The sequence below is a fragment of the Pseudomonas sp. TE24901 genome (assembly GCF_054058375.1).
On sequence record NZ_JBSSAF010000005.1, the window covers coordinates 392,478 to 406,818 of the forward strand.

9 protein-coding genes are annotated in these 14,341 nt (G+C 58.0%); 5 read left to right on the forward strand and 4 right to left on the reverse strand.

The window, feature by feature from the left end; all coding sequences use genetic code 11:
- The first annotated feature begins 68 nt into the window (after positions 1-68).
- The 5 genes from ACVWVP_RS12795 to ACVWVP_RS12815 all read left to right on the forward strand — a co-directional run bounded on the left by ACVWVP_RS12795 (position 69) and on the right by ACVWVP_RS12815 (position 9,288).
- Positions 69-2,381, forward strand: a complete 2,313-nt coding sequence (locus ACVWVP_RS12795; RefSeq protein ID WP_457406279.1) for an AAA family ATPase — start codon at positions 69-71, stop codon at positions 2,379-2,381.
- Positions 2,378-3,223 carry an HNH endonuclease gene (locus tag ACVWVP_RS12800; RefSeq protein ID WP_178923830.1) on the forward strand — a complete coding sequence of 282 codons (846 nt, stop codon included), beginning with the start codon at positions 2,378-2,380 and terminating at the stop codon, positions 3,221-3,223. Before ACVWVP_RS12795 ends, ACVWVP_RS12800 begins: the two co-directional genes overlap by 4 nt.
- A 216-nt stretch (positions 3,224-3,439) precedes the next feature.
- Positions 3,440-4,681, forward strand: a complete 1,242-nt coding sequence (gene mexE / locus ACVWVP_RS12805; RefSeq protein WP_178923828.1) for a multidrug efflux RND transporter periplasmic adaptor subunit MexE — start codon at positions 3,440-3,442, stop codon at positions 4,679-4,681.
- 15 nt (positions 4,682-4,696) lie between these two features.
- Positions 4,697-7,876 (forward strand): efflux RND transporter permease subunit, encoded by a 3,180-nt coding sequence (locus ACVWVP_RS12810; RefSeq protein WP_457406282.1) that lies wholly within the window; start codon positions 4,697-4,699, stop codon positions 7,874-7,876.
- A complete protein-coding gene (locus tag ACVWVP_RS12815) occupies positions 7,873-9,288 on the forward strand; it encodes an efflux transporter outer membrane subunit (RefSeq protein ID WP_178923824.1) in 1,416 nt (471 codons plus the stop codon). The genes ACVWVP_RS12810 and ACVWVP_RS12815 overlap by 4 nt, the downstream gene beginning before the upstream one ends.
- Before the next feature lie 255 nt (positions 9,289-9,543).
- Here ACVWVP_RS12815 and ACVWVP_RS12820 read toward each other — a convergent pair whose 3' ends face one another.
- The 4 genes from ACVWVP_RS12820 to ACVWVP_RS12835 all read right to left on the reverse strand — a co-directional run bounded on the left by ACVWVP_RS12820 (position 9,544) and on the right by ACVWVP_RS12835 (position 14,189).
- Entirely contained in the window at positions 9,544-9,792 is a 249-nt protein-coding gene (locus ACVWVP_RS12820; protein WP_457406285.1) for a hypothetical protein, read from the reverse strand.
- Between the two features lie 64 nt (positions 9,793-9,856).
- On the reverse strand, positions 9,857-12,331 hold the full coding sequence (locus ACVWVP_RS12825) for a hypothetical protein (protein ID WP_457406288.1): 2,475 nt from the start codon (positions 12,329-12,331) through the stop codon (positions 9,857-9,859).
- Positions 12,332-12,375: 44 nt separating this feature from the next.
- Positions 12,376-13,077 carry a hypothetical protein gene (locus ACVWVP_RS12830; RefSeq protein WP_457406290.1) on the reverse strand — a complete coding sequence of 234 codons (702 nt, stop codon included), beginning with the start codon at positions 13,075-13,077 and terminating at the stop codon, positions 12,376-12,378.
- A gap of 95 nt (positions 13,078-13,172) precedes the next feature.
- Positions 13,173-14,189: an AraC family transcriptional regulator gene (locus ACVWVP_RS12835; protein WP_178923816.1), complete on the reverse strand. Its 1,017-nt coding sequence runs from the start codon at positions 14,187-14,189 to the stop codon at positions 13,173-13,175.
- Positions 14,190-14,341: the final 152 nt, after the last annotated feature.

The window sequence follows — 14,341 nt, forward strand, 5'->3', positions numbered from 1 at the left end:
GACTTTCCGACTTCAACGTCGGGGCGCACTCCCCAGTCTTTATCGCCACTGGTACCGGGTCGAAATTCATGGAAGAAAGTCACATCTGGCTGAGCAGGTTGCTTAGACGTGCGCAGGACAGTCAACTTCAAGGGCAGATGAGCGAAGGACAGTTTCAGCAGACGCTGCTTTACGTACTCGCCGCCCAGATGATCGATTGGGACAGTCCCAAGTGGACCCAGGAGCGGGAGGCCAAGTATTGGAACTATCACGACACGTCTCAGGCCAACGTGCACTTGCTGATGGAGCATTGTCGCCACCCAAGCATGTCCACCACGTGTGACGAGCAGACCTACGAACAGCTGTCAGCCTTGTTGGATGAGGTCACAGAGGAACTGGATGGCGAAGAATGCCTCGATCTATTCGATTCACTTTTCTATCACATCGTCACCCAGGGACGCTTTGATCGCCGCCATGCACACATCAGCGGCGCACTCGCTGCGGGCCTTGCGCATGCGGAGGGGCTGATCGACATTGCGCCCTACAGCGGTGAAGCTTTCATCAAGCATTTCGAACTGTATCAGTACAGATTCGACTATAAGCTGGTTGATCGGCAATCTCCCTTGCAACACTTGACCCAGCTCAGGCTCGTCGTGCAGGGCATCGATGCCGAACTGATCCAGCTTGATCCGCGCCACTTCAAGCGCACCGAACTGTCACTGCTGGACAACCCGTCGTTCCTCAAACGTCCTTTCAGCACCTTGCTGCATCTGCTTGAGGAACGCACGATCATCGGGCCGACGATGACCGGTCGAACGCTGGTGGTATTCCGGTCCGGCAGTACCGATGATCCTAAGGCGCTGGAGGCGCTGAAGCAGCATTTATCCGACAGGGACTTGCTGGAAGCCGTGCTTGACTTCATCAGTTACAACGATGCCGGCAAATCGAGCCGACACTGTGCCTGGCTGTTGAATGACGAAAAAACCCTACCGGGTCAGACCCTTTGCATCGACACACGCCAATTGCTGGAGGTCACCCGAGGTGTCACCTCGGAAGAACTGGCGTGTTTCGCCGCTGGGATATACCAAGTCTGGAGATCGAATGGAGCACTGAATTCCAGCCGATACCCTCAATCAAAACAGTTAGGTTCGCTCCAAGGCCTGTTCGCCCGTTGGTTCGACGAGGGTTATAGCCCTATCGATGGCATTTGCACGCAACTGGAAACCCGGGAAGTTCTCAAGAGTGGCATTTCAGCCAGGCGGGTGAAGCGCAAGGATCACGAACGTGATGTTTCACTGCTCGACCGTCGCCCACTGGAACACTTGCTGGGACAATCCGATCATTTATCCGCTTGCATCTACGTCATTGGTAACAACGGCGCAGGCAAAAGCCTATTGCTGTCGTCTCTGGTCAACCACCTCAAGCAACAATCAATTTCCAGTGTGGCGATCGTGATCGGGCCCATTGACCGTTTTCCTTTGGCAGACCGCGAAAAATACCCGGATTATCGATATCTGGGCGACCGAACGAGCACCGGTTATTCCTCGCAAACCATTGAACGCAAGTTGATCGACCTGCTGATCGAAACGGTCGGTATTCCTGAGCGTCTGACCTTGCTGGAAAGCGTGCTCGAGCGCCTGGGTCTCAAACAGCGCCTGTATCTTGCACCCAAAGGCGCCTTCAACGAATTGTTGCAACCGCTCGATCTGGCCGCCCAAGTCATTTCATTGGCGGACGCCGTCCACTCGAATGTCTCGATCAAAGGGCTGACCCTCGCGCTGAGTCGGCAGGGTAGCTCCACCTTGCTGAAATTCACCGACCTCAGCTCCGGCGAACAGCAGGTGCTGGTCCTGTTCGCAAAAATCACGGCAAGCGCCGGGCCGGGCAAAGTGCTACTGATCGATGAGCCGGAAGTCAGCCTGCATGTGGGCTGGCAACAATTGCTGCCGAGCCTGTTCAGCTTGATGGCCCAACAGCTGCAGACTCGATTCGTGATCGCCACCCACTCGCCAACGCTGGTGGCCAACGCCAAAGACAACCTCAGTCATTGTTTCATGGCCAAGGACAGTCAATTGACTGAGATCGCGCCAGCGCAACGTCACTCAGTGGAAACCATCCTGCTCAAGGGCTTTGAGACCTACACACCGCACAATCGTGAGGTCGCGGAGCGTTGTGCGGCCCTGGTCACCGAGGCGATCCGAACGACCAACCGAGACGACACGGAAAAGTACGCCGAGCGTCAGGAAGGCTTCAAGAAAGCCCTGGATTATATGACCGCAATCATGGTCAGTTCAGGCAATGCTGAAGACAAACGTTTCCAGCTGGACCTGCAACTGATTGAGCAGGCGGGACGGGCTATCAACGAGACCTTTGCATTAGCTGCGCAGGAAGGGCTGGCATGAAGACGAGCAAGCCCGATGAGCTGAAGGCGCCAAAGAAAAAGCTCACCTACCGTGAAAAGATGGCATTGCTGCATAAGTTGCGCAGTGCAGCCCATCTCAATGACAAAACGGTCTGGGGCGAATTGGGCGACACGACGAATCCCGCGTATGCCGCTATTAAAAAGCACCTACGCCTGGCGTTGAAAAACCGCCAGGAGCCCAGGTGCTGTTATTGCAAGCGCTGGCTGCTCAACCACGCCAGTGCCGCGCCCATCGAACATGTACTGTCACGCGATACCTATCCGCAATTCGCCTTACAGCCACGCAACCTGGCGATCTCCTGCGTCGACTGCAACTCTGTGAAGGGCAAAGCCGACTGGGGTGGTTTCCCGGTAGCCCCCAGCCGTTACCCGGCGGTTGAATCCTTGGACTTCTTTCATCCGCGTCACCATCGCTATGATGAGCATATTCGCTTCATCCGCATGGAGACCAATCGGCAGGAGTTTGTCAGCTACCACGGCCTCACGCCCCAAGGCCAGCACTTGTGCACACAGTTGCTCAGTGCTGTGGTTGGCAAGCGCAGCCTGAAACGCAGCTACCCTGCACTGGCGGGCTGGCAACGCACGTTGGATGACCTGGACGCCCGAGGCGACTCGACCGACCGGCCACAACTGGATGCGTTTCGCCAAGCCATGGAAGTCGCCATCACCGAACGGTTACAGGACGGCGACATGGCCAATGCACTGTGGGTCATTCCTGAAGAAGGGAGACCTCACAAAGCCCCCGCCACGAGGCGCGACGGCGGTCAGCATCGGCAGGCATCGGAGCCTCCTGGCGTCATTCATGAACAGTTGAGCCTATAAACACGCTACCAGCCGCCAGAGGGTTCCTTGCAGGTTTCACAACACTCTTTTGTCATCACGCCCATTGATAGCCCCCTAACGAACCCCCCATGCTAGAGGGCTAACCTCGCGCTTATATCATTCCGAATGATAGTTACCTTTGCTTCATTCGATTCGTGACATAGCACATCGCCGCGCATGATCCGCCCATCTCAAATACATTGGCGGATGCACCTCATGGAACAGTCACTCAAACATATGCGCTTCCCCTTGGCGATTTTGGCCGTGGTGGTGATGAGCGCATGCGGTAAAGCCCCGGAACAAGCGGCCGCCATGCCCCCTGCAAAAGTGAGCGTGGCCAAGGTGCTGGAACAACCGGTCAACGAGTGGGACGAATTCACCGGCCGTCTGGAAGCCCCGGAAACCGTGCAGATTCGTCCGCGCGTGTCGGGCCAGATCGATCAGGTGGCCTTCACCGAAGGCGCCTTGGTGAAGAAAGGCGACCTGCTGTTCCAGATCGACCCGCGTCCGTTCCAGGCTGAAGTGCGCCGCCTCGAAGCCCAGCTTGCCCAAACGAAAGCCGCCGCCACCCGTAGCGATAACGAAGCGCAACGGGGCGAACGCCTGCGTCAGAGCAACGCAATCTCCGCCGAACTGGCTGACTCGCGTACCACCGCCGCCCAGGAAGCCCGCGCAGCCGTTGCCGGTATCCAGGCGCAACTGGACCTGGCCAAGTTGAACCTGAGCTTCACCCGCGTGACCTCGCCGATCAGCGGCCGCGTCAGCCGTGCCGAAATCACCGCCGGCAACCTGGTGACCGCCGACGTCACGGCGCTGACCAGCGTGGTCTCCACCGACAAGGTCTACGCCTACTTCGACGCCGATGAGCGCGTGTACCTCAAGTACACCGAACTGGCGCGCGAAGGCCGTCGTGGCGCAACCACCCCGGTGTACCTGGGCCTGTCCAACGAAACCGGCAACCCGCACCTGGGCCAGATGAACTTCGTCGACAACCAGGTCAACCCGGCCACCGGCACCATCCGCGGTCGCGCCGTGTTTGATAACAGCAAAGGCGAATACACCCCTGGCCTGTACGCCCGCCTCAAATTGGTTGGCAGCGGCACCTACTCCGCCGTGCTGATCAATGACGAAGCCGTGGGCACCGACCTTGGCAAGAAGTTCGTGCTGGTGATGGACGGCGACAAGCCGGCTTACCGCGCGGTGGAACTGGGGCCGAAGATCGAAGGCCTGCGCATCGTGCGCAGCGGTTTGAACAAGGACGACACCATCGTCGTGAAGGGCTTGCAGCGCATTCGCCCGGGATCGCCGGTTGCACCGGAAACCATCCCGATGGCCAGCAAGGAAACCCTCGCCGCCTTGGCACAACAACGACAAGCGCTTGAAGCCAGCAACCTGGAGCAAGTGGCGCCGGATAAAGCCGCGCCCAAGCTCGCAGCCGTCGCGACTCCACGCGGTTAAGGGATACAACTCAAGATGAATTTTTCCAAGTTCTTCATTTCGCGGCCGATCTTCGCAGCGGTGCTCTCGCTGTTGATCCTGATCGCCGGTGCGATCTCGCTGTTCAAGCTGCCGATCAGCGAATACCCGGAAGTGGTGCCACCGACCGTGGTGGTCCGTGCCAACTTCCCGGGCGCCAACCCTAAAGTCATCGGTGAAACCGTGGCTGCCCCTTTGGAGCAAGCCATCACCGGCGTCGAAAACATGTTGTACATGTCGTCGCAGTCGACCGCGGATGGCAAGCTGACCCTGACCATCACCTTCGCCCTGGGCACTGACCTGGACAACGCGCAGGTGCAGGTGCAAAACCGTGTGACCCGGACTCAGCCAAAGTTGCCTGAGGAAGTGACGCGTATCGGTATCACCGTGGACAAGGCCTCCCCCGACCTGACCATGGTTGTGCACTTGACCTCCCCGGACAAGCGTTACGACATGCTCTACCTGTCCAACTACGCCTTGCTCAATGTCAAAGACGAGCTGGCCCGCTTGGGCGGCGTGGGTGACGTGCAACTGTTCGGCATGGGCGACTACTCCCTGCGTGTATGGCTGGACCCGAACAAGACCGCTTCGCGCAACTTGACCGCCACCGATGTAGTGACCGCGATCCGCGAGCAGAACCGCCAAGTGGCCGCTGGTGCCTTGGGTGCACAACCTGCACCGAATGCCACCAGCTTCCAGTTGTCGATCAACACTCAGGGCCGCTTGGTGACTGAGGAAGAGTTCGAGAACATCATCATTCGCTCTGGCGACAATGGTGAAATCACGCGCCTCAAGGACATCGCACGGGTAGAGCTGGGTTCCAGCCAGTACGCTTTGCGTTCGTTGCTCAACAACCAGCCGGCCGTGGCGATCCCGATCTTCCAACGCCCGGGCTCCAACGCGATCGAGATCTCCAACGAAGTGCGCGACAAGATGGCGGAGCTGAAAAAGAGCTTCCCGGAAGGCATGGACTTCAGCATTGTCTATGACCCGACCATCTTCGTGCGTGGCTCCATCGAAGCGGTGGTTCACACCCTGTTCGAAGCGCTGATCCTCGTTGTATTGGTAGTGATCCTGTTCCTGCAGACCTGGCGCGCCTCGATCATTCCGTTGGTGGCAGTGCCGGTATCGTTGATCGGTACGTTTGCGGTGATGCACCTGTTCGGCTTCTCGCTCAACGCGCTGTCGCTGTTCGGCCTGGTACTGGCGATCGGTATCGTGGTGGACGACGCCATCGTGGTGGTGGAGAACGTCGAGCGGAACATCGAACTGGGCCTGGAACCGTTCTCGGCCACTGAAAAAGCCATGAGCGAAGTGACCGGCCCGATCATTGCCACGGCCCTGGTGCTGTGCGCGGTGTTTATCCCGGCTGCGTTCATCAGCGGCTTGACCGGGCAGTTCTATAAACAGTTCGCCTTGACCATTGCGATCTCGACGGTGATTTCGGCCTTCAACTCGCTGACCTTGTCCCCTGCCCTCGCGGCCGTGTTGCTCAAGGGTCACGATGCACCAAAGGACGGGTTCTCGCGGTTCCTCGACAAATTGCTGGGTGGCTGGTTGTTCCGCCCGTTCAACCGCTTCTTCGAGAAAGCCAGCCACGGTTATGTCGGCACCGTTCGCCGAGTGATTCGCGGCAGTGGTATCGCACTGTTCCTGTACGCCGGCCTGATGGTCCTGACCTGGCTGGGCTTTGCCCACACGCCCACCGGTTTCGTACCGGCCCAGGACAAGCAGTACCTGGTGGCCTTCGCCCAATTGCCGGACGCCGCGAGCCTGGACCGCACCGAAGACGTGATCAAGCGCATGTCCGACATCGCGCTGAAGCAACCAGGCGTGGAAAGCGCGGTAGCGTTCCCGGGCCTGTCGATCAACGGTTTCACCAACAGCCCGAACAGCGGCATCGTGTTCGTGACCTTGAAGCCGTTCGACGAGCGTAAAGACCCGAGCATGTCGGCCGGTGCGATTGCCGGTGCACTGAACGGCAAATACAGCAGCATCCAGGAAGCCTACATGGCGATCTTCCCACCGCCGCCGGTACAGGGCCTGGGTACGATCGGTGGTTTCCGCCTGCAGATCGAAGACCGTGGCAACCTGGGTTATGACGAGCTGTACAAAGAAACCCAGAACATCATCACCAAGAGCCGTACCACGCCGGAGCTGTTCGGCCTGTTCACCAGCTACACGGTCAACGTGCCTCAGGTCGATGCTGCCATCGACCGCGAAAAGGCCAAGACCCACGGCGTGGCGATCAGCGACATCTTCGACACCCTGCAGATCTACCTGGGTTCGCTGTATGCCAACGACTTCAACCGCTTTGGCCGTACCTATCAGGTCAACGTGCAGGCTGAGCAGCAGTTCCGCCTGGATGAAGACCAGATCGGCCAGCTGAAAGTACGCAACAACAAAGGCGAGATGATCCCGCTGGCAACCTTCATCAAGGTCAGCGACACCTCGGGCCCGGACCGCGTGATGCACTACAACGGCTTTATCACCGCTGAAATCAACGGCAACGCCGCACCGGGCTACAGCTCCGGCCAGGCCCAGGCCGCGATTGAAAAGCTGCTCAAAGAAGAACTGCCGAATGGCATGACCTACGAGTGGACTGACCTGACCTATCAGCAAATCCTCTCGGGCAACACCGCGCTGTTCGTGTTCCCGCTCTGCGTACTGCTGGCGTTCCTGGTACTGGCCGCCCAATACGAAAGCTGGAGCCTGCCACTGGCGGTGATCCTGATCGTACCGATGACGCTGCTGTCGGCCATCACCGGGGTGATCATCTCGGGCGGCGACAACAACATCTTCACCCAGATCGGCTTGATCGTACTGGTGGGCTTGGCGTGCAAGAACGCGATTCTGATCGTCGAGTTTGCCAAGGATAAACAGCAGGAAGGCCTCGATCCGCTCGCGGCGGTACTGGAAGCCTGCCGTCTGCGTCTGCGGCCGATCCTGATGACCTCCTTCGCCTTCATCATGGGTGTGGTGCCTCTGGTGTTGTCCAGCGGTGCCGGTGCCGAGATGCGTCATGCCATGGGCGTGGCGGTGTTCTCCGGGATGATCGGTGTGACCTTCTTCGGTCTGTTGCTGACGCCAGTGTTCTACGTATTGATTCGTCGCTATGTCGAACGCGGCGAAGCGCGCAAAGCGGCCAAGGCCTTGAAGCTGGAGACACAGCAATGAGCGTAAAAGTATTCCTGCCGAGCTTGTTGGTACTGGCGCTGAGTGCCTGTGCCGTGGGCCCGGACTACAAGACCGAGAAGCTGGAGGCGGCCAACATCACGGCCGCCGCCGACACCAAGAGCTACGACCACGCCAAGTACGAAGGCATCTGGTGGCAGCAGTTCGACGACCCGACCCTCAACCAGCTGGTCACCCAGTCGTTGAGCGGTAACCGCGACCTGCGCGTGGCCTTTGCCCGCCTGCGAGCGGCACGTGCCATCCGTGATGACGTGGCTACCGACATCATGCCGGTGGTCACCACGCGCGCCAGCAGCGATGTGGGCAAGGGCCAGATCCCGGGCCAGACCACCAAACGTGTGAACAGCGAGCGTTATGACCTGGGCCTGGACATGGCCTGGGAAGTGGATTTGTTCGGCCGCATCCGCCGCAACCTGGAGGCCAGCGACGCTGACCAACAGGTCGCCGAAGCCGACCTGTACCAACTGCAAGTCACCATGATTGCCGAACTGGTGGACGCTTACGGGCAACTGCGCGGCGCTCAACTGCGCGAACGCATCGCCCTGGACAACCTGAAGAACCAGCAGGAATCCCGCGCCATCACCGTCAGCCTGCGTGACGCCGGTGTGGGTGATCAGCTGGATGTGGAACGCGCTGACGCACGCCTGGCCGCCGTCGAGGCCAGCGTGCCGCAACTGCAAGCCGAGCAAGTGCGCGAGCGTAACCGCATCGCCACCCTCCTCGGCCAGCGTCCGGACAAGCTGACCGTGGACCTGAGCCCCAAAGACCTGCCGGCGATTGCCAAGGCGTTGCCGATCGGTGACCCGGGGCAACTGCTGCAACGTCGCCCGGACATCCTCAGTGCCGAACGCAAACTGGCCGCCGCCACCGCGCGTATCGGCGTGGCCAAGGCCGACCTGTTCCCACGGGTCAGCCTCAGCGGCTTCCTCGGGTTTACCGCAGGGCGTGGTTCGCAGATCGGTTCAGCCGCCGCCAATGCCTGGTCCCTGGGCCCAAGCATCACCTGGGCAGCGTTTGACCTGGGCAGCGTGCGTGCACGTTTGCGCGGCGCAAATGCCGAGGCCGATGGCGCGTTGGCGACCTATGAGCAGCAAGTGTTGCTGGCATTGGAAGAGTCGGAAAATGCCTTCAGTGATTACGGCAAGCGCCAACAGCGTCTGGTCTCACTGATTCGTCAAAGCGAATCCAGCCGCGCCGCCGCTGACCTCGCCGCGATTCGTTATCGCGAAGGCACCGTGGACTTCCTGGTATTGCTCGACGCCCAGCGCGAACGCCTGGCCGCCGAAGACTCCCAGGCCCAGGCCGAAGTGGACCTGTACCGCGGCATCGTCGCGATCTACAAGGCCCTAGGCGGTGGCTGGCAGCCGGACACGGTGGTGGCCAGCGCCAAGTGATGTAAAGAGCTCCTTTGGTTGGTCGCATCCAGCCAATTTTTAGCCCCATGCCCCATTCGGTCGTGGGGCTTTTTTTTGTCAGGACCTCCTAAAATGTTGAAAGTAACTTCTGTAAGTCAAATTAGAAGGCCTTCGTAGGTAATATCCTAGCCCCGTGCTGTACCTCGCCGCCCGGCTTTAATGCCTCACAACCAACTCACATTTCAGACGCCACGCGCCATTAAAGCAATACGCACACGTCTCGACAACGAAGTGTCACTTATTACTAATGGAGGAAGGCGACATGGCTATCTTGTTGACTGCTGAACAGATGCGGTATGCCAAGGTTTGTTTCAACGTTATTACCTGGGGGTTCAGAGCATCTTCTCCTGCGGGTGTCAATGCCTTGAAGCGGACCGCGGCCGCAGACAGACCGTCAGCCAGTGGCAACTTACCCGAACGGGCACTTTGGGCAAGTTGCGGCAGCATTTTCTTGAGTCCCGCATGCCCGATATCCGACGACATGAACACCGGATCACTGCTGGAGCGCCAGTAGTGATATGCCTGCCCCGAGGCTGGCTTGTAGATGTCAGCCAGAGGGGTTCGTCAGCCGATCCGCAGCTGACGCTCGATTCCTGAAAAAGCGCGTGATGTCCTTCGAAGTGATCCTGCCCGGGCCACGTTCGTTAGGAGCGGCAGGTGGTGTGGCCGCAGGAGTGTTCCAGCCTTGATTGAGCGTGTATCCACCTTCAATGAACTCATTTGGCCCAGGAGTAGCCAAGGTAGAAAGTTCGGTTTCCGCCGACCTCAGGTTAGAGAAGTCCTTGTATTTGATCAGCATTTTTTCATTTGCCGTTTGATACTTTCTCATCAGTGCCGGTTCCGGCAGGATCATCGGCTCAGACAACGAAGGCATGCCTTTATTAGCGAACTGGGGCGCCGTCAGGTCAAAGGCGTACGTCTTGCCGTTGAAATCGCCGATAGGGAAAAAGTGATTTTGCACGCTGTTCGGGTTACGCGTAGGCCATATAAGCAGGGTTCGGTACCTGATGTTTGTAAAACCTTTGCGCCGCATGAATTCGGCGACAATTTCCGCGCATCTGGCGCACTCCCCTGCAGGATTCGTAAACGCCGTGGATAATTTGGGATCATTGCGGAGCATGTTCATGAAACCCTGCATTTCAGCGGGCAACTCACTGCTAGGGTTGGCTTCAATCTGTCGAAATGGCTGCACCCTGGGATCGACGACGGGCGGCGCAGTGCTTATTTGGTGCCTGTTGCTGGGGATGGGGGCCTGCACTGGCTCAGGCCGCGACAATTTCAGTTCGGTGGTTTTTGTGATCGCCTTGAACCCGTTGTTATTCGAGTCTTGAAGGTCCGCCAGGGCGTACAGCACCCTGGCCAATGGGTCATTGTTTTTTCCGAACGGTTGGTAACTCTTGGTCAGCGCAAACAACCAACTCGCGCGCGACAGCCCAGCAGGAGCATCAAGCGGCTTGAGGCGTGCCTCGAAGGCCGCATGGGCTATATCAGTGCCCAGCAGGTTGCTGGTACCTGTGGCGCGAAAATCGGTCGACGTGCCTGACAACGACCGTTGAATGTCCTCAATCACACGCATATCGGTCAAATCTGCGTGTTGAAACTGTTCAATCAGCTTGCGTACCTGTTCCTGGGGGAGCTTCACGCTGCTGGATGCTGCTACCCATGCAGCTGCCGCATTGATCGGCTGGCCCATCGCCGGAGTCACTTCCAGCGCAGGAGTATTAGTACGCAGCCCACCCAAAAACTCATCGATTGCCTTCAGACGCTTTAACTCGGTTTGCAACTTCGCTATGGCAAACTTGGTCTCGGTAGCACCGCTGTTCCAATTACGTGGCACCTGCAGATCTGAGCCGTGCGGTAGCAGGTTATTGGCGATCGACGCTCTGACCGCGTGCTTGCTGGTTTGCCCAATCAGTTGCAACCCGGTGGCTGAGGTGGTCGCTTTAAATTGCACGTGCTCGATCTTTTGAGCATCGTTCATTTTGTTCCAAGGGACATTCACGCCTCCAAAGCCGGGCCCCGCCGTTGGGGCAGGAGCGGGAGCAGGAGCAGGAGCAGGAGCAGGAGCAGGAGCAGGAGCAGGGGAAGTGCCAGGCTTGCTCTCAATCGGCAATTTCGAGTTCTGAGTGGGCTTAACTACCTGGCTGCCCACGCGTTTGCCCAAGTACTCACGAACGATACGCGGCATGTTGGCGTTAATGTACTGCTTGGCAAATCGTTGATAGCCAATTGCCGAAGCAAATTTATTCACGGTCTTTCCTGCGTCGATCGCCTTGCCACCAGCGAAAAAAAAGCCCGACAGCGTCGATTGAATGGCAGTCGTCAGCATTGAGATAAACGCCGCTCGATTGGCACCATCTCGTACAGTGGGGTCGTCGGTGATCGCCCCCCGCAAGGCATTCACCCCGGCGTTGGCGGCACCGAGCGCAGCAAAGGTGATCGCCTTGAGCATAAACATCCCCGTTCCAGCACTGCCCAACATCGACAAATTGCTGAAGGTATTTAACATTTGTTGTATCACACTCAGAGCTTCAAGCCCGAAATCCTCCCATTTGGTATAGATCAACGAGTCAATATCCGAACCGACACGCGCGATATTCCCTTCGTATAACGCCCCGGCGAGTTTTTTTGTACTGTCTTGAGCTTCGAAGCTAAAAGGCTTCTTATTGATCTGCCCGACCGTCCTCGAAATTCCGATGTGCGCATTCGTGGAGTCTTTGTCTTTGAGGACATCGAATGCCTGCGTATCTCTCTGCGTTTTCAGCTGTTCGATAATTGGTAATTTCTGGGTGATCCATTCCTTGAATTTAGGGTCTGTTGGATACGTCGGTTCAGGTTCACTTTGGCGAGCACCAAACTTCCAATAGCGATTATTTCGCTCGCCAATATAAAAGGAAATGTCATCATCTACGCTGCACAGGACCGCTTTTTCGCCTTGGGTGACCGCAAATACGCCATTAACCACTGCTCCATGGAACTTAACCTGCGACACCTTGAGATCGCCGTTCAGGAAGGCACTCATCAACTTGTAACCAGGGTCTGTGACGGGTGTTCTCTCTAGATAATTCAGGGCCGCGCTTTGTAGGCGGCGAAGTCGTCATCCAAGCGCTTCTGTATAGGGTTCCCTTTGCGAATGAAATCAACCAGCGCCTGCTGTTCAACTTCCACGGCCTCGAAGACTTGCCCATACTTGTCGCGCATTAATCTGATGTCGTTCGAATAGGTGCCCGTGACGATTTCCTTGAGGGTGTAGACCCTTTGCTTTCTAACGGGAGCCGTAAAATGCAGATTCGGGTTGGCCGGCTGCTTCTCCATGTAAGTCACGGTCAACTTGGTATCTGGCGTCATTCCCTGTTCGTCATCGGTCTTCTTTTCATATTCACGAATACGTTGCTTGATGACCTCATCCACCACGCTCGAAGGGTTCAGAATCGGCGCATAAATCGTATCGACCCACTTGCTCACCTGCGCGAGCACTTCGTCGATCTTGGCGACCAACTGTGATTCGTAAAGAGTTTCCTCCGGAGTCTTCTGGACCTCGGCACGCTTCACTCTCCCACTGCTCGACTGCGCGTTCAACTCCTCCTGGGTGGGCGCCGGATAGCGTGTCTTAAGTTTGGAACGCTGCACGCTTTCGTCGCTCAAACCGAAGTTGCTGCCCTCTCCAGGAGGCACTGGAGCGGATTTCGCCCTGACAGGAGCCTGTGGGGTATTGCCGGGAATTGAGGTGCCGGGGGCGCGTAGCGGGGTAAATGTCGACAGCGGCATTTGACGTTCTCACACGAGGAAAGATCTCCACAGCCTGAAGTACGATTTACCAATGCTCTATCGGAAAAGTCTCTGCGAGGGGTCATACACAACGATCAATCAGCTTCACTCAAGATCAGGCTTCGATAGTGCCCTGGGTTGGAGCCAACCCATTTACGAAACGCCTTATAAAAAGAACTGATATCGGCAAACCCCAATCGCGCCGCTATCTCGGCAAAGCTGATCTGTGGTTCCGCCAGCCACACAATCGCCAACTCTTTGCGCACGCTGTCCTTAAGGCCCTGATAAGTCTGCCCCTCCTCCGCCAGGCGGCGGCGCAGAGTGGAGGCCGAGATGCAATGGGTAGCCGCCAAGCCCTCGGTTTCAGGCCAGGTGTCGGGGGGCATCTGGCGCAGGTTGTGCTTGATGCGGGTGGCGAGGCTTTCGGGATCGCGGTATTTGACGAGGATGTTGGCGGGTGCGTGGGCAAGGAAACGTTTGAGTTCTTCAGCGTTGCGCTTGATCGGCAGGTCGAGGCAGTCGGCAGAAAAAATCATCCGCGTCCGTGGCCGATCAAACCGCAGGTTGTCAGAAAACATCACCTGGTAATCATCACAAAAATCCGGCTGAGGGCTGCGCAGCTCAATGGCCAGGATCGGAATGCGCCGTCCTGCCAGCCAGCACGCCACGCCGTGGACAATCATCCAATAGGCAAAGTAGGTAAACGCACGCTTGGGCTGTGGCTCGGGTTCAAGCAAGACAATCTCAGCCAGGCTCTGCTGACGCACCAACTGCGCCGGCAGGTGATCCAGCATCAACGACAGAAACCCCAGGCCGGCCTCGATCCCCTGCGCCAGGGTCGGTTGAGCCATGGCGGCACGGCACAGAAACTCCAGGCTGCCGGATTTGAGCTTGCGCGGGTCCATGCCGAAGAACTCATCGTCCATGCGCCGGGCCAGCAAACGCCACAGGCGCGCGTATGCCGTTGCTGGTACGCGGGCATCGGGAAGGTCGAGCCAGGCGGGGTCGATACCCACCTTGTTCAGCGCTTCGGTAGTGGCCATGCCGGGCGCACAGCTTTGCAGCAACGCCTCGCGGACAAGGTGAATGGAGATGGTGTCTTTTTCGGACATTGGCGCGTTCCGGGCCCTGTGTTGCGTGGAGTGCCGCCATCTTAGGGACTCGACTTACAAAAAAGTAGGTGTAACCCCGTCCCCCTGTGACGCAATGCCGCGCGACGGCCGTTTGGCGGGCCGTTCAGTCAAGGTTCAGTAAAGGTCAAGAT